The sequence below is a fragment of the Nocardia sp. NBC_01327 genome (assembly GCF_035958815.1).
Classification (GTDB): domain Bacteria; phylum Actinomycetota; class Actinomycetes; order Mycobacteriales; family Mycobacteriaceae; genus Nocardia.
In genome coordinates this window covers 2963985-2979516 of the sequence record NZ_CP108383.1, presented here as the reverse complement: position 1 = coordinate 2979516, position 15532 = coordinate 2963985, and the positions used below count along the sequence as shown (strand labels likewise).

The window sequence follows — 15532 nt, the reverse complement described above, 5'->3', positions numbered from 1 at the left end:
TCGGGTGTTAGCGCACCCGGGCCGTTGTCGTGTATCGGGATGGTCGATCACGTGGGTGGTGTCGGTAACCCCCATTCCTCCATGAGCTTGTCGCTCTCCTCCGGCGGTATCCGGCCGCCCGGAAACTTTTGCGACAGTTCGTATATCTGCCGCCAGCCCGCGATCCCGCCCAGCTCGCCCGTCTGGATGCGGACCACCAGCCCGGCCGTGAACTCCCGATCGGCCTCCAGCATCCGCAGCTCGTAGAGCCCCTCGATAATGAGAAGTTCGGGAAGCCAGCTCTCGGTGGCGATCTTGGTGTCATTGATGGCGGCAATCCGCTTGTCCAGCACGGCAATTCGGCGGTTCAGCAGATCGGCGGCCTCATCGGGGCCCAGCACCGGCAGAAACGACAGCGCGGCCATGAACCGCGGATACTCTTTCTCGGCCTCGGATACCCACTCGCGCAACCAGTCCCGCATTTCGGCAATGCCGTCATCGGTGATCCGGTACACGGTGCGCGCGGGCCGATTCCCCTCCTGCTCGGCCCCGACGACGTCGATGAACCCCTGCTGCAGTAGCGATTCCACCACGGCGTACAGCGCACCGTAATTGATCCGCACACTGTCGTCCTTGCCGCGCTGCTTGAGCGTCTGCGACATCTGATACGGATGCATGGGCCGCTCCCACAGCTGCACCAGTACCGCCAGCGACAACGGATTGACACGGCGAAACGCTCGTTTCCCAGCCATGCCCACCTCCGCATACTCTGACCAGAGTATTGATTACTCTCATCAGAGTATCCCCGCTCCGACCAGCGGGCAAGGCTCCGGTGGGCAGGGCCGGATAAAGAATCGAGCGGTGTCGTCCAGGTAGGGCCGGACGACACCGCTCATCGACTGCTACTGCCCCGCGGGATGACCGGGGAGTACGCAGACGGCATCGAGGCCGAGCACATGATTGAGGCGGCCGAAGGCCAGCCAGGAGCCCAGGCACATGGACAGTTCCACCACTTCGGCCTGGGAGTAGGCGGCAAACATGCGGGCCCAGAATTCATCGTCGAGATTGTGGTGGTCCAGGGCGTAGCGCTCGGCGTATTCGGCGGCCAGGCGGGTGCGGTCGTCGAAGGATTCGGTGGTGCGCCAGTCGGTGACGTCCTGCTCGAAGGATTCCCCGACCTTCTCGCCGTCACGATCGGTGCGCCAGTCCAGGCAGAACAGGCAGCCGTTGATCTGCGCGATGCGCAGCCGGGCGGCCTCGAATTCGCGCAGTCCCAGCGTGGTGTGCGAGTAGACGGCGAGGGAGAACGCGGCGGCGGCGGTGCCGATGCCGGGCACCATTTCACCCCACACGTAGCCGATGGGGTCCTTGCCTTCGGGAATGTCGATGATCACGGCTGGTTCCTTCCGAGAGTGCCGGGTCGCAGGGGAATGTCGAGGGCGTCGTAGAGGCCGGGTTCGGCGGCCACGAGCCAGTCGATGGCGCCGACCAATCTGCCTACGGCGGTGGCGTTTCCGCCCGCGGAGTGATTGCCGTCCTCATCGGTGGCCTGGATGGTGACCTCGATGCGCGGGCGGCCCTCGATGATCACGCGATGCGCGCCGGCGCCGCTGTGCGGCAGCGGCCAATCGGTGGCGCAGGAGGCGTGGATGCGGGTGATGTGTTCGATGACGATGCGCGGGCGGCCGTCGACAATGCCCTGCACCTCGAAACGGATCGCACCCTGGGTGCCCGCCTCGAATTCGCCCATGAGCTCGGTGCTGACGGTGGCTTCGAGCGGACGCCGCTCGACCACCTCGCGGATCTCCTCGACGGCGACGCCGAGTCCGCGCGCGATGAGCCGAATCTGCCCGCCCCACACCATGGTCGGCACCGAGGCCATGAGCATGGGCGGGTCGTAGTCCATGGGCTGGCCCATGCCGACCAGATAGCGCACCGAATCGGGTTGGTCGTAGGTGGTGTAGTCGAAGATCTCCTGGCAGCGCACCACATCCACGGTGCTGCCGAGCCCGCTCACGAGCAGCGGCAGCACATCGTTGCCCCAGCCCGGATCGACGCCGGAGACGAACAGCGATCCGCCACCCTCGGCGATGGCGGCGAGCACCGGCTCACGAAGTTCTGCCGGGGCATTGCGCTGGTCGTAGAGGGCGTAGAGCGCGGGTGTCACCACCACCGCGCCCGCCCGCAGTGCGCGCAGGATATCGGCGAGCGCGTCATCGGGCCGGATATCGCCCGAGGCCGCGTACACCACGGCGCCCGGCCCGGAGGCGAGCGCGGCGGCGATATCGTCGGTCGCCGCCACCCCCAGTTCGGTGTCGAGCCCGGCGAGATCACCCGCATCGCGGCCCACCTTCGCCGGATTGTGCACGAGCACACCGGTCAATTTCAGCGCCGGATGCGCGGCCACCGCGCGGATGGCGGCACGGCCGACATTGCCGGTGCCCCAGACCAGGGTGGGTATCATTTCGGGAGGGTAGCAAATGCTTGGTTGGTCGTGGTCCAATTCACTATGGATTTGAACGCAGTCGAGGAGATTCGCACACTCAAGTACCGCTATCTGCGGACGCTGGACCTCAAGCAGTGGAAGGATTTCGGCGAGACGCTCAGCACCGACGTGATCGGTTCCTACGGGTCGCCGTCGGGCGGTATGCCGCTCGAATTCGCAGGTCGGGACCAGATTGTCGACTATATGCAGGGCGCGCTGAGCGGGAACATCATCACCGTGCACGTGGCCAATCACCCGGAGATCGAGGTCGACGGTGATACCGCCACCGGCAGTTGGTGTTTGGAGGACACGGTCATAGTCCCCGACTATCAATTGCTGATTCGCGGAGCCGCGTACTACAACGACACCTACCGCCGCGAGGACGGCATCTGGCGGATCACGAGCACCGGTTACGTGCGGATCTACGAGTCCAAGGTGTCCACCGCGGGCCTGCCCGGGTACGAGATCACGGCCAATCGGTGGGCCGGAAACTGATCTTCCCGGACGGGAAAAGCGCTGAGCGCCTTCCCCTCTGCGTGTTCACCTAGCGGTTAACGCGTGTCGGTGCCGCACACGATAGTGGTGCGCACGGCCGAATTCGTTCGGCCGGCTGCACTATCGGTTCGACACACAGCTAGGAACACTCATGCGCAAGATCCTTCTCGGTACCGCCGGTATCGCGTTCGCCGCCCTCGCCAACGTATTGCCCGCCGCACCGGCGTCGGCCTCCGCCAACTGGGGCGCCATTGCCGTCTCCGGCGACGGCGATCTGGGCTGGGCCTGGAATTACGACTCCGAGTCCGCCGCCAGCCAGGCCGCCGAGGCCAAGTGCGGTTACAGCGACTGCTCGACCGTCGCCTCCTTCACGGGCTGCGGTTCGGTCGCCTACTCGGCGAGCATGAACAAGTACACCGGCGGATACGGCAGCACCCCGGCGGAGGCGGAGAGTTCCGCGCTCTGGTACGGCGATTCCACCATCGTGCGCGCGGCCATCTGCAACGACTGATCCGCGGCGCCGCGCGACGGACCTGACACCGTTGTCGCGGAACTGGCCCCGGGGGAAGAGAATCGGGTTGCCCGGCCCGGACAGCACTGCATCCGAGGGGATGTCGCAGTGTCCGGCCCGGCAATTCGGCCGATGGATTTCAGTGATTCACCGCTCGGCGGCGTCGACCGCCTTGCGCACCGTCTCGGCATCGGCCGGGGCCGCGTCGTTCTCCCAGAAGGGAGCCGCCACCGCGTACGGCGCACCGTAGGCCGGGGTATCGGGATGAGTCCGCCAGCTGTCGCTCGCGCCGCCGATATCGACCGTGTCGTAGCCCAGGGCATTGATGAACTGTGCGGCAGCGGCTTTCGCCTCGGAATCATCGCCCGCGATGGGCAGCGCTGTCCGATCGGACGCGCCGGCCGGGCGACTCAGCACCGCGAGATGCTTGAAGTAGATGTTGTTGAACGCCTTGACAACCCGTGACCGCGGCAGATGCCGCTGAAGTAGTTCACTGCTGGTGGCCGTCCCCGCCTCCAGATCCGGGAACTCGCCGTCGCGTTCGGGGTAGTAGTTATTGGTATCGATGACGACCTTGCCGACCAGCGGGTCCGCCGGTACGTCGCGATAGGCCTTCAGCGGAACCGTCACCACCACGATGTCTCCGGCCGCGGCCGCCTCCTCCGGAGTTCCGGCGCGCGCCCGCTCCCCCAGCTCCCGCACCAGATCGGCCAATGTCTCGGGCCCCCGGGAATTGCTCAGCACCACATCGATCCCGGCGGCGACGGCCAGTCTGGCCAGCGTCCCGCCGATATTGCCGCTTCCGATCAATCCCACCGTAGTCATGATCCGTGCCAACCCCCGCGCGTCGGCGGATGTTCCCGTTCGCCCCTGCGGCCGCCACACTCCCGACGGCCGCAGGAACTCGCCAGGTGGTCTCAGCCGAGGGTGATGGCGTCCAATCGGGTGCGCAGGAACTCGGCGGAGACCACCGGTTCCAGACCTGCGAGGCGCCCGATCGGCGGCGCCAGCGGGGTGACGCGGGCATCGTGATCGAGTTCGTAGAAATAGATGAGCGAGACCAGATCCTCGTCGGGGGCGGTCTCCTGCGGGGGCAGCACCCGGTGGCGACCGGCCGGCCAGCGCTGACCGCTCCAATGTGCCAGCAGGTCACCGATATTGACGGTGAGCGCGGACGGGTCGAAGGGTGCGTCCGCCCAGCCCTCTGCATCGGTGTAGACCTGCAGGCCGCCCGCTCCGGGCTCCCGGTCGAGCACGGTGACGGTGCCGAAATCGGTATGCGGCCCGATGCGGAACTGGCCGGGTTCGGGTGCGCCGAGGTGTGTCAGGGGCGGGTACCAGTTGATATTGCAGGTCCAGGTCGGGCGGGTGGTCACACCCTGGAAAGGGTTGTGCGGCAACTCGAGTGCGGCGGCGAAGAGGGCGAGCAGCTCATCGGAGAGCGTGCGCATGGCGGCGGTGTAGGCGGTGGACAGCGCGTGCAGTTCGACCACCTCGTCCGGCCAGACGTTATCCAGGAACCACACCTCGTCGACGAGGGTATCGCCGGTGCGGGTGTCCGCGCCCACGGCGAAGGTCTCCTTCAGATCGGGCGGAGTTTCGGTGCCCTCGGAATAACCGTTGGCCTCCAGGCCGGGACCGATCCAGCCGCGGCCGCCCACGGCGGTGCCGTAGCGCTGCTTCACCTCCCCGGGGAGGGCGAAGAAGCGGCGGGCGGCGGCGCGCAATGCGCCCGGAAGTCCTTCCGGCACACCGTGTCCGCGCACCAGCAGGAATCCGGCGCGCTGCATGCCCGCGTCGACCTCGCGCAGTACCTGCGCGGCGTCCGGGCCGCCCGCGCGCCAGCGGTTCATATCGACGGTCGCGATGGCATTCACTCCGCTACTCCTATGTCCTCGTTCCAGAGTTCCGGCCGGTCGGCGATGAAGCGTTCCATCATGTCCACGCAGGCCGGATCGTCCAGCACGGTGATCGAGACCCCGTGTGCGGCAAGCCATTCGTGACCGCCGGTGAAAGTGATCGACTCGCCCACCACCACCGCGCCGATACCGAACTGGCGGACCAGGCCGCTGCAGTACCAGCAGGGCGAGAGGGTCGTCACCATGATGGTGTCGCGGTAGTCGCGGCGGCGACCGGCATTGCGGAAGGCGTCCGTCTCGGCGTGCAGGCTGGGATCTCCGGCCTGGACGCGGCGATTGTGGCCGCGGCCGAGCAGGTTTCCCTCCGAATCGAAGAGCGCGGCGCCGATCGGAATGCCGCCCTCGGCGAGTCCGAGCTGTGCCTCGTCGTAGGCGGTGACCAGCAGATCTTTTGCGGTGATCATGCCGATCATGCTGCCACCGCCACGCGCGCGATCCGTGCACGGTTGAGCAGCAGATATGCCGCGCCGGAGATCAGGAAGCCGACGAAGAAGGTGATATCGCCGAGTTGCGGCCAGGCCTTGGCCGCATAGCCGACGAACTTGGCCTGGTTGGAGAACAGCACCACCGAGACCACCAGGCCGACCAGGAAGGCCGCCACGCCACCCCAGTTGGTGTACGAGCGGTCGTAGAGCAGGTGGTCGATGCGCTGGCCGCGCCGCAGGTACTCGTCGGCGAAGACGATGCCGAGCCACGGGCCGATCCAGTAGGCGACGATCAGCAGGAAGGCCTCGTAATTGGCCGCGGCGTCGGGCAGCGCCCACCACGCGACCAGGAAGCCGACCACGCCGAAGACCGCCGAGACCAATGCCCGCTGAGTGCGCACCGGCAACTTGAAGCCCATGGTGACGAAAGCCATTGCCCCCGAATACACATTGAGCGCATTGGCCGCCACCGCACCGACCGCGATGGCCAGCAGGGTCAGCTTCGCCAGTGCGGTCGGCAGATTCGCGGTGAACACATCGGTCGGGCTGCCCTCGGCCGTGGCGGCCACCGTCGCCGAGGCGGCGCCGACGACGCTGAGCCAGACGCAGGACAGGAACAGGCCCGCGGAGGCCCAGAGGCCGGTCGCGGTCCGGGAGACGGTGGAGGGCAGGTAGCGGGAGTAGTCCGCGGCGTAGGGATTCCAGCCCGCGCCGTAGCCGAACGCGGTGCCGACGGTCAGCAGGAAGCCGCCCATACCGCCCGCTCCCCCTGCCGGTGCGGGTGCACCCAGATCGGCCTTGCTGAAGATCACCACGGTGACGATGGCGAAGACGATCGCCAAGAGCGGGAAGGCGATTCGCTCGAAAGCCTGCACCAGATTGTGCCCGAAGAATGCGAACGCGGTCTGCACCAGCACGATGACGAGCAATGAGGGCAGTTTCGGCAGACCGGTCAGCGAGTTCAGCGCGAACGCACCGCTGACGCTATTGGTGGCGAACCAGCCGACGCCGCACATGATGGCCATGAATCCGGCGGGCAGCGCATTGCCGAGATAGCCGAATCCCAAGCGGCCCAGCACCATTTGCGGCACACCGTGCAGGGGGCCGCGCGCCGAGAGCAGATAGTGCGCGACGGCGCCGAGACCGATGCCGATCGCGAGACCCAGACTCGCCTGCCAGAAGTTCATTCCGTAGGCGGTCACGGCGAGTACGCCGACGAAGATCGTCGCGAACTCCATATTCGGAGACATCCACGTCCAGAACAGCTTTCGGGGCGTACCGTGCCGCGCGCTGTCGGGGATGTAGTCGTCGCCGCCGGGCTCGACGGCAATCAGCCGATCGCTGTACGCCGCCTCGGTCCGGGTCGATGCCATAGATACAACTCCTCAAATCTCGGTCGCTTGACCTGTGAGGATTGTGGGGGCCTGATTGTTGCCTGAATATGAAACAGCGTTACCAGCGGAAATCAATATAGTGACCCAGGTCACACACTTTACACTGAGCACGAAAACGAGCGGGCAATCTTACGATTCGTCGGAGTGGCAATCCGCCTGCGGCGCAGCACAATCCGGCGGTCCTCAGGATTGCGGGAAATCATCCGGCGATCTGACTTTAGTTGAATGAACCTAGTAAGTAGTGTGACGGAATGGACAACGACTTCGCCCGCGCGATGTGGCGGGTGCTCGAACCGCTGCACGCGGTGACCTATTTCGCTCCGAGCTGCACGGCCGCCAACAAGGCCGCCGGCTTCCGCGGATACTGGATGGGCTATTTCGCCGCCCGCTCCGCGCCGATGGGCGCTGTCGGACCAGGCGTGATCGAAGCGACGTTCTACAACTTCCACCCGGCGATGATCCGGCGCGCGATCCCCGACGCGTGGACCTTCGCCACCCCCGAGATCGCCCTGACCACCCGGCGTACCGCCGCCGCGGAGGTGCTTCAGGCCCTGGTGCCCGATCTCGCCGCTGTCACCGACGAGGCCCTGCCCGCACTCCAGGCGGCCGTCGCCGGAGCACCCGCGCCCGGCCGCGCGCTCTTCGCGGCCAATCGCGACCTTCCCATCCCGGCCGATCCCGCCGAGGCGCTCTGGCAGGCCGCCACCGCGCTGCGCGAGCATCGCGGCGACGGTCATGTCGGGTGCCTGCTCGCCGAGGGCATCGACGGCTGCGAAGCCCATGTTCTCTTCTCCGCCGACACCGGCGCACCGGAGCAGATGTGGCGCGACAATCGCGGCTGGACCGAAACCGATTGGGCCGCAGCCCGCAACCGCCTGCAAGCCCGCGGTCTGCTCGATGACAGCGGGATTACCGATACCGGCCGGAACCTGCGCATCCACGTCGAATCCCGCACCGACGAGCTGGCCATGACCGCCTACCGCGATATCCCCGATATCGCGGCAGCCCTCGCGGCCCTCACCCCGGCCGCGAAGGCCGTCGCACACAGCGGTGCGGTCCCCTACCCGAACCCCATGGGCGCCAACCCGATCTGACGCTCTCCGGCCGCATTTCACCAGATGCCGGGGACCAGGCGCTTGGTGGTGGATCGATAGATCTCGTACGGCCGCCCCATGGTCTCGACCAGGGCCTTCTCCTCGACATCGATGCGCCGCATCAGGCCGTAGGTCGGAATGATCGTCACCACGAGCAGGGAGATCCAGTTGTCGGCGGCGATGCCGAAGCCGAGGGTGATGAGCAGAACGCCGGTGTAGGAGGGGTGGCGGATCCAGTGGTACGGCCCCCGGTCCACCACCGACTGATCGGCATCGACCTCGACCGTGGTGCGGAATGACTTGCCCAGCACCGCAATTGCCCATATCCGCACGATCAGGCCCAGCCACATCACCATGACACCGACTACCTCCCAGACCAGTTGCGGACCGGGGAAGCGCAGCGGACTGTTCGAGGACAGCACACCTGCCACGATGCTGGCCACCAGGACCGACGGGAACATCAGCAGGAAGATCGTGAACCTGGTTCCGCGATCTCGGGCGGTGGAACCCGTATGCCGCACTCTGTCGCGTATGCGCAGCCCTAGTTCGAGTGCCAGCCATATCCAGCTGGTGACGACGGCGGCGTTCACAATTGTCTCCCCTCGTTCGGACCACTGACCTGCCCATCAAGGGAAGCACCCCATTCGCCGATGCACATCGGGAAGTTCCCTGATGAGACCCCCGATATGCGCCGGATGGCAGGGCGTGCACGATGGCCCGCGGAAGTTCTCCAGTTGCCCCGGTCTGCAGGTCTCGGATGGGTCAGGGCAGCCGATCGAGCCGGCCGTTTCCTGATCCTCGAGCGCTATGCCGATCAGCAGTCGCTCGATACCACCTGGCCGTCCCCGACCGGCTGGCAGCCGACAGCTCCGGAACCCTCGAATCCACCGTTGAGGTAGGGCGAATTCGGTTGCTCAGCACCATCGATCGCATTCCCGGGGCGGCACTCGACCGATGGGGACTACTCCCAGGTGGCGGACTCCGGGTCGATGCCGTGTGCGGCCGCGTTCGCGAAGAGGGTGTCGCGCAACCAGATCGGGAGGCCGGGCTCGATGGCGTCGTAGTGTTTCGCGAAGCCGGGATCTGCCACGAACATTCGGCCCAGGCAGACCTGCATCGAGTGGGTGCAGTCGTAGTAGTAGCGCGTGAAGAGGGCGCGGTGGCGCTCGGCCAGTGCGTTCGCCGCTTCCGAGCCGGGGAGGACGCCGTTGCGTAGTGCGGCGGCGAAATCCTCTTGCAGCGCATCGGTTTCGGCGGTGACCGCCCGCCAGTCCTCCGGGCTCATTCCTGCGGCTCGCTCCGTGTACTGCGCCCACTGCGCACTCTCGCCCCAGCGCTGCTGCGCCTCGCCGATCCAGCCGGGCTGCCAGTCGTCGCCGAAGATCTCGGCCTGCTGTTCGGGAGTCAATTGCATTCCGGTGCCGGAGGCTTCGAGCATGTGATCGACCGCGCCGACCATCTGCTGCAGGCGGGCGATGCGGTCGAGCAGCTGGGAGCGCTGGCGGCGCAGGTGGGTGCGGGCGTCGATGGCGGGATCGTCGAGGAGGCGGGCGATATCGGCGAGGGGGAATCCGAGTTCGCGGTAGATGAGTACCCGGTGGATGCGGGCGATGTCGTCGGCGGCGTACAGGCGGTAGCCGGACCAGGTGCGGTCGCTCGGCTGGACCAGGCCGATGACATCCCAGTGATGCAGGGTCCGGACGCTGATTCCGACCAGAGCGGCCGCTCGACCTACGGTGAGAGTCCCGGCGGGAGCCTGGTCGCCGATGTCCACGTGCACGCCGGAATCCCCTGCCGACTGTGCCGCCGCGTCTCCTGCCGACAGTGCCGCCGAGTCTCTTGCCGACAGTGCCGCCGCGTCTCCTGCCGACTGTGGCGCCGCGTCTCCTGCCACAGGTGCGTCGGAATCTCCCGTCATCGGTTCAGTATCTCCGGCGCCTCGGCGATCTCCGGCACCTCGAAGCCGATGGCGCGCAGGTGGTCGGCCTGCGGGCTGCGCGGGTCCAGCGGGCGGGCGGCGGTCATGACGACGCGCACGTTCTCGGGTGTGATGACGGTCAATTCGCGGGAGTTCCACGGCATCTCCTGCGGCTCGCCCGCGGACCCGGGCCGCAACCGCGCGCAGCGCTCGGCGATCTCCTCGATCTGGCCGAGCACACAGGCGAAACTCGTCCGCAGCGCGGACGCCTCGGCGGCGGGCTCCCCCGGTACGAGCAGCACATCCTGAAATGCCCAGCGCCGCAGGTGGATCAGCCGATCGGGCACGGTGAAAATATCGATGAATCCGAGGCCGCGCGTCCAGAAATCCAGCGATGCCGCGAGATCGGCGGTCGGGACGATGAGGAACATCGGCATGCCGTAGTAGCCGCGGTACAGCTCGGGGGCGACCGCATCGAGCGCGGGCAGGGGAACGGGGCTGGTGTATTCGCTCATGCCCCGATCGTCGAGCCTCACGCTGCGTCAGGGTCAAGCCGCTACGGCTCGCCGGGGACGGTGAGGTCGCGGATGAGCAGGGCGGTGTGCAGGGAGGTGCGGGTCTCACCGTCGTCGAGGTCGACGTCCAGGATGCGTTCGATACGGGAGAGGCGGTCGTAGAGGGTGGGGCGGCTGATGTTCAGGCGCTTGGCCAATTCGGTCTTATTGCCTGCCAGATCGAGGAATTGGCGCAGGGTGCGGGTGAGGTCGGCGGATTGGCGGATGTCGTAGCGGAGCAGGGCGCTGAGTTCGGTTTCGGCGAAACGCTGCACGCCGGGTTCGTCGCGGATCAGGGAGAGCAGGCCGCGCAGCCGGACGTCACCGCTGCGATAGAACGGGCGGGGCGCGGAAGAGGCCAGGGAGAGTGCGACTTCGGCGACGTGCGCGGCCTGGGAGAGTTCACGGGCGGTGTCCAGAAGTGACTCGGATTCCGCGCCCACGCCCAGGACGGCACGGTCGACGCCCGGTACCCGGCGGATCTCGCCGAGCATGAGGGTGCAGACGGCGGTGAGAACCGTGTCGAGATCACCGGTGCGAGAGACCGCCAGCACCAGATTCACCCGATTACCGTGATCGGGTGCGGCCAGGGCGGTCGCCTTGGCCAGAGCCACGCCGTGCAGCGCCGCGTCGAGAATCGCGGCGGTACGACGCTGGTGGGCAACGGGATCGGATTCGATCGCGGCGGCCACGTCGATGGCGAGCGGGATGTAGCGCGCCCGGCGCGCCAGGCCGAGGGTGGCCGCGAGCGCGAGGGCGTCACGCTCATCGCTGAGACGGCCGTTGATCATGTCGTCGATGAGACCGGTCTGCGCCTGCCGGTGCAGGCCGAAGCGGTCGCGCTCGACCATGCGGTGCAGCGTCAGGGTCTGCGCGGCACGCTCGAGCACCATGCGGGCACGGGCATCGGGAACCCGGCTGGAGCGCAGGATGAGCCGGCCCCAGCGCTGCATGTGCGGGCCCACGGGCACCACATTCGCATCGTGGTCGGGCAGCAGGCGCGAGGTGCTCTCCCAGTGGTCGAGCAGCGTCGAGGTGGCGGTGTGGCGCGCGGTGGAGGCGAGCACCCGATGGGTGAGATCCTCCAGCACCACGGAGGCATCGAGCAGACCCGCGGCGGTCTTGACGATTTCGGCGAGCGACGCGCGGCGCACGCTCAGATCGGTGAAGGTCTCGTGCACACTGTGGGCGAATTCCAGTTCGGAGTACTGGTCGGCCACGATGACGCGGTGCACGGCCTCGGTGACCTCGACGAATCGCACCACCTCCCCGAGCGCAACGATCGGCAGCTGCAGCCGGTCGGCGGTCGCGGCCACGATCGGCGGCAATTCGCTGATGTACGTGCCCAATTCGACGACCAGGCCCGAGACCCCGGCGGCGGCCAGGGATTCCAGATACTCGACGGTCGCGGCATCGCTGTGCGACAGCGCCTGCCCGGTGGTCAGGATCAGTTCCCGGCCCACCAGAAGTTTCGCGACATCCGACAGTTCGCTCACGTGCACCCACCGCACGGGCCGGTCCAGCGACCCGCCGCCGACGATTTCCGGGTGCCCGGCGCGCACCACGGGGATCGCCAGGACATCGGCAACGGAGAGGAGCACCTACGAATCGTAATACCAATGCCGAAACACCGTACAAAACGTCGGGGTGTGCGGCGACGATCTTCATGCAGAGTAGGGATCGGGCCACCGCAGTCCCGCCCGACGGCTTCTCCGGCATCGGCGGTCGCGGCAGGTCCTCATCCTGACCGTGGCCTCCGGTGGCCACGGGCGGCTGCGCCCACCTCCGAGGCCCGACCCCAGTCATGCCGGTGACGGGGGCCGGGCCCATCTCCATATGCGAAGCCAGTTCCATCCATCGAATCGAGGAGATATGCAGACCATCGCGCACTGGGTCGACGGCAAATCATTCACCGGCACCAGCACGGCCACCGCGCCCGTGACCAATCCCGCGACCGGGGTGGTCACCGGGCAGGTCTCGCTGGCGAACGCCGCGGACGTGCGAACGGTCGTCGATGCCGCCGCCGCGGCCTTCCCGGCCTGGCGCGACGCCTCGCTCTCCAAGCGCACGCAGGTGCTGTTCCGCTTCCGCGAGCTGCTCAACGCTCGCAAGGAGGAGATCGCGGCGATCATCACCGCCGAGCACGGCAAGGTGCTCTCCGATGCGCTGGGCGAGGTGACGCGTGGTCTGGAGGTCGTCGAATTCGCCTGCGGCATACCGCATCTGCTCAAGGGCGGCTACACCGAGAACGCCTCCAGCAAGGTGGACATCTTCTCCATTCGCCAGCCGCTGGGCCCGGTCGCGATCATTTCGCCGTTCAATTTCCCGGCCATGGTGCCCATGTGGTTCTTCCCGCTGGCCATTGCCGCCGGCAACACCGTGGTGCTCAAGCCGAGTGAGAAGGACCCCTCGGCCGCGCTGTGGACCGCCGCCCTGTGGGAGGAGGCCGGACTGCCCGCCGGCGTCTTCAATGTGGTGCAGGGCGATAAGGTCGCGGTGGACGAACTGCTGGAAAACCCTGCGATCAAGGCGGTTTCGTTCGTCGGCTCCACCCCGATCGCCAAATACGTCTACGAGCGCGGCACCGCGCACGGCAAGCGGGTGCAGGCGCTCGGCGGCGCGAAGAACCATATGGTGGTGCTGCCCGACGCCGATCTGGATCTGGCCGCCGACGCCGCCGTGAACGCGGGCTTCGGTTCGGCGGGCGAACGGTGCATGGCCATCAGCGCGCTGGTCGCGGTCGGCCCGATCGCCGATGACCTGGTGGCGCGAATCGCCCAGCGCACCGAGACCATTCGCACCGGTGACGGCACCAAGGGCTCGGATATGGGCCCGCTGGTCACCGAGGCCCTCCGAGACAAGGTCGCCTCCTACATCGCCGCGGGTGAATCCGCCGGTGCGACAGTCGTTCTCGACGGCCGCACGGTGCAGGCCGACGGTGCGGCGGACGGCTTCTGGCTGGGCCCCACCATTCTCGACAATGTCACCCCCGAGATGAGCGTCTACACCGACGAGATCTTCGGCCCGGTGCTGTCGGTGGTGCGCGTGGACACCTACGACGAGGCGCTGGCGCTCATCAATACCAATCAGTACGGCAATGGCACCGCCATTTTCACCAATGACGGCGGCGCGGCCCGGCGCTTCCACAACGAGGTCGAGGTCGGCATGGTCGGCATCAACGTCCCGATCCCGGTGCCCATGGCCTATTACAGTTTCGGTGGCTGGAAGAATTCGCTCTTCGGCGATTCCCATGCGCACGGCATCGACGGCGTGCACTTCTTCACCCGCACCAAGGCTGTCACCTCCCGCTGGCTCGATCCCAGTCACGGCGGCCTGAATCTCGGCTTCCCGCAGAACAACTGATCGGAATTGTGATGACACTTCCCAATGGTTCGACTCCCGAGGCCGCCCGCGCGGAGGCCGCCCGCGCGTACGAGCTCGACCGCAAGCACGTCTTCCACTCCTGGTCGGCGCAGGCGCAGCTGAAACCCATGGTCATCACCGCCGCACAGGGCTCGTACGTGTGGGACGGCGAGGGCGCCCGGCTGCTGGACTTCTCCTCCCAGATGGTGAATACCAATATCGGCCACCAGCATCCGAAGGTCGTCGCGGCGATTCAGGAGCAGGCGGCCAAGCTGTGCACCGTCGCGCCGCCGCACGCCAATGCCGCCCGCTCGGAGGCCGCCCGGCTGATCGCCGAGCGCACACCCGGCGAGCTGAATCGGATCTTCTTCACCAATGGCGGCGCGGATGCCGTCGAGCACGCGGTGCGCATGGCGCGGCTGCACACCGGGCGCTACAAGGTGCTCTCACGCTACCGCTCGTATCACGGCGGCACCGAGACGGCGGTCAATCTCACCGGCGACCCGCGGCGCTGGCCGAACGATCACGGCAATGCCGGCGTTGTGCATTTCTTCGGACCGTTCCTGTACCGCACGCGATTCCATGCGAGCACCGAGGCCGAGGAGTCGCAGCGGGCGCTCGAGCATCTCGAGCAGACGATCCTCATGGAGGGTCCGAGCACCATTGCCGCGATCGTGCTGGAATCGGTGCCCGGCACCGCCGGAATCATGGTTCCGCCGCCCGGATATATGGCGGGCGTGCGGGAATTGTGCGACCGGCACGGCATCGTCCTCATTGCCGACGAGGTGATGGCAGGCTTCGGGCGCACCGGAAAGTGGTTCGCCATAGAGCATTTCGCCGAGGTGGTGCCGGATCTCATCACCTTCGCCAAGGGCGTGAATTCCGGCTATGTGCCGCTCGGCGGTGTGGCCATCGCACCGCATATCGCGGCGACCTTCGACGACCGCGCCTATCCGGGCGGGCTCACCTACTCCGGACATCCACTCGCCACGGCGGCCGCGGTGGCCACCATCAATGCCATGCAGGACGAGGGCATTGTCGAGAACGCGGCGTCCATCGGCGAAAACGTGCTCGGGCCCGCACTGCGCGAACTCGCCGAACGGCATCCGAGCATCGGCGAGGTTCGCGGCCTGGGTGTGTTCTGGGCGCTGGAACTGGTGCGTGATCGCGACACTCGGGAGCCGCTGGCGCCGTACGGCGGCAGCAGCCCGGCCATGGCCGAGACCGTCGCCGCCGCCAAGGCCGCCGGTCTGCTGCTGTTCGTCAATTTCAATCGACTGCACGTCGTTCCGCCGTGCACCATTACCGAGGGTGAGGCGAAGGAGGGTCTGGCCATTCTGGATCAGGCGCTGTCCGTCGCCGATTCCCATCTCGTCAGCTAGGAGCGCAGTGAGT

16 protein-coding genes are annotated in these 15532 nt (G+C 67.0%); 5 read left to right on the top strand and 11 right to left on the bottom strand.

What is annotated here, in order from left to right; all coding sequences use genetic code 11:
- Positions 1-47 precede the first annotated feature (47 nt).
- From OG326_RS13150 to OG326_RS13140, 3 genes are all read right to left on the bottom strand, one after another.
- Positions 48-731: a PadR family transcriptional regulator gene (locus tag OG326_RS13150; protein WP_327144912.1), complete on the bottom strand. Its 684-nt coding sequence runs from the start codon at positions 729-731 to the stop codon at positions 48-50.
- A 150-nt stretch (positions 732-881) separates the two neighbouring features.
- Complete coding sequence (locus OG326_RS13145) at positions 882-1373, bottom strand: carboxymuconolactone decarboxylase family protein (protein ID WP_327144911.1); 492 nt, start codon at positions 1371-1373, stop codon at positions 882-884.
- Complete coding sequence (locus OG326_RS13140) at positions 1370-2443, bottom strand: NAD(P)H-dependent amine dehydrogenase family protein (protein ID WP_327144910.1); 1074 nt, start codon at positions 2441-2443, stop codon at positions 1370-1372. The genes OG326_RS13145 and OG326_RS13140 overlap by 4 nt, the downstream gene beginning before the upstream one ends.
- A gap of 45 nt (positions 2444-2488) precedes the next feature.
- Between OG326_RS13140 and OG326_RS13135 the strand changes: the two genes are divergently transcribed.
- Positions 2489-2959, top strand: a complete 471-nt coding sequence (locus OG326_RS13135) for a nuclear transport factor 2 family protein (RefSeq protein WP_327144909.1) — start codon at positions 2489-2491, stop codon at positions 2957-2959.
- A 151-nt stretch (positions 2960-3110) separates the two neighbouring features.
- Positions 3111-3470 (top strand): DUF4189 domain-containing protein, encoded by a 360-nt coding sequence (locus tag OG326_RS13130; RefSeq protein ID WP_327144908.1) that lies wholly within the window; start codon positions 3111-3113, stop codon positions 3468-3470.
- 147 nt (positions 3471-3617) lie between these two features.
- Here the strand turns inward: OG326_RS13130 and OG326_RS13125 are convergent, their stop codons facing one another.
- The 4 genes from OG326_RS13125 to OG326_RS13110 form a co-directional block, all read right to left on the bottom strand.
- Positions 3618-4295 carry an NADPH-dependent F420 reductase gene (locus tag OG326_RS13125; RefSeq protein ID WP_327144907.1) on the bottom strand — a complete coding sequence of 226 codons (678 nt, stop codon included), beginning with the start codon at positions 4293-4295 and terminating at the stop codon, positions 3618-3620.
- 92 nt (positions 4296-4387) lie between these two features.
- A complete protein-coding gene (locus OG326_RS13120) occupies positions 4388-5347 on the bottom strand; it encodes an isopenicillin N synthase family dioxygenase (RefSeq protein WP_327144906.1) in 960 nt (319 codons plus the stop codon).
- Positions 5344-5802 carry a nucleoside deaminase gene (locus OG326_RS13115; RefSeq protein WP_442790954.1) on the bottom strand — a complete coding sequence of 153 codons (459 nt, stop codon included), beginning with the start codon at positions 5800-5802 and terminating at the stop codon, positions 5344-5346. The genes OG326_RS13120 and OG326_RS13115 overlap by 4 nt, the downstream gene beginning before the upstream one ends.
- Positions 5799-7187 carry a purine-cytosine permease family protein gene (locus OG326_RS13110; protein WP_327144905.1) on the bottom strand — a complete coding sequence of 463 codons (1389 nt, stop codon included), beginning with the start codon at positions 7185-7187 and terminating at the stop codon, positions 5799-5801. Before OG326_RS13110 ends, OG326_RS13115 begins: the two co-directional genes overlap by 4 nt.
- Before the next feature lie 272 nt (positions 7188-7459).
- Between OG326_RS13110 and OG326_RS13105 the strand changes: the two genes are divergently transcribed.
- Complete coding sequence (locus OG326_RS13105; protein WP_327144904.1) at positions 7460-8302, top strand: SCO6745 family protein; 843 nt, start codon at positions 7460-7462, stop codon at positions 8300-8302.
- 17 nt (positions 8303-8319) lie between these two features.
- On the opposite strand, the gene OG326_RS13100 is transcribed toward OG326_RS13105, so the two are convergent.
- The 4 genes from OG326_RS13100 to OG326_RS13085 form a co-directional block, all read right to left on the bottom strand.
- Positions 8320-8892, bottom strand: a complete 573-nt coding sequence (locus OG326_RS13100) for a methyltransferase family protein (RefSeq protein ID WP_327144903.1) — start codon at positions 8890-8892, stop codon at positions 8320-8322.
- Between the two features lie 371 nt (positions 8893-9263).
- Positions 9264-10220, bottom strand: coding sequence for a MerR family transcriptional regulator (locus OG326_RS13095; protein WP_327144902.1), 957 nt, complete (start codon positions 10218-10220; stop codon positions 9264-9266).
- Positions 10217-10735 carry a VOC family protein gene (locus tag OG326_RS13090; protein ID WP_327144901.1) on the bottom strand — a complete coding sequence of 173 codons (519 nt, stop codon included), beginning with the start codon at positions 10733-10735 and terminating at the stop codon, positions 10217-10219. The genes OG326_RS13095 and OG326_RS13090 overlap by 4 nt, the downstream gene beginning before the upstream one ends.
- 41 nt (positions 10736-10776) lie before the next feature.
- Positions 10777-12375 carry a PucR family transcriptional regulator gene (locus tag OG326_RS13085; RefSeq protein ID WP_327144900.1) on the bottom strand — a complete coding sequence of 533 codons (1599 nt, stop codon included), beginning with the start codon at positions 12373-12375 and terminating at the stop codon, positions 10777-10779.
- 271 nt (positions 12376-12646) lie between these two features.
- Here OG326_RS13085 and OG326_RS13080 point away from each other — a divergent pair, with 271 nt between their 5' ends.
- A complete protein-coding gene (locus OG326_RS13080; RefSeq protein ID WP_327144899.1) occupies positions 12647-14137 on the top strand; it encodes a CoA-acylating methylmalonate-semialdehyde dehydrogenase in 1491 nt (496 codons plus the stop codon).
- A gap of 11 nt (positions 14138-14148) precedes the next feature.
- Complete coding sequence (locus OG326_RS13075; RefSeq protein ID WP_327144898.1) at positions 14149-15519, top strand: aspartate aminotransferase family protein; 1371 nt, start codon at positions 14149-14151, stop codon at positions 15517-15519.
- Positions 15520-15532 lie beyond the last annotated feature (13 nt).

Coding starts and splice junctions, on each gene's coding strand:
- OG326_RS13110 (WP_327144905.1), bottom strand. CDS start 7,187: ATGGCATCGACCCGGACCGAGGCGGCGTACAGCGATCGGCTGATTGCC.
- OG326_RS13075 (WP_327144898.1), top strand. CDS start 14,149: ATGACACTTCCCAATGGTTCGACTCCCGAGGCCGCCCGCGCGGAGGCC.
- OG326_RS13125 (WP_327144907.1), bottom strand. CDS start 4,295: ATGACTACGGTGGGATTGATCGGAAGCGGCAATATCGGCGGGACGCTG.
- OG326_RS13080 (WP_327144899.1), top strand. CDS start 12,647: ATGCAGACCATCGCGCACTGGGTCGACGGCAAATCATTCACCGGCACC.
- OG326_RS13115 (WP_442790954.1), bottom strand. CDS start 5,802: ATGATCGGCATGATCACCGCAAAAGATCTGCTGGTCACCGCCTACGAC.
- OG326_RS13105 (WP_327144904.1), top strand. CDS start 7,460: ATGGACAACGACTTCGCCCGCGCGATGTGGCGGGTGCTCGAACCGCTG.
- OG326_RS13150 (WP_327144912.1), bottom strand. CDS start 731: ATGGCTGGGAAACGAGCGTTTCGCCGTGTCAATCCGTTGTCGCTGGCG.
- OG326_RS13140 (WP_327144910.1), bottom strand. CDS start 2,443: ATGATACCCACCCTGGTCTGGGGCACCGGCAATGTCGGCCGTGCCGCC.
- OG326_RS13130 (WP_327144908.1), top strand. CDS start 3,111: ATGCGCAAGATCCTTCTCGGTACCGCCGGTATCGCGTTCGCCGCCCTC.
- OG326_RS13090 (WP_327144901.1), bottom strand. CDS start 10,735: ATGAGCGAATACACCAGCCCCGTTCCCCTGCCCGCGCTCGATGCGGTC.
- OG326_RS13095 (WP_327144902.1), bottom strand. CDS start 10,220: ATGACGGGAGATTCCGACGCACCTGTGGCAGGAGACGCGGCGCCACAG.
- OG326_RS13135 (WP_327144909.1), top strand. CDS start 2,489: ATGGATTTGAACGCAGTCGAGGAGATTCGCACACTCAAGTACCGCTAT.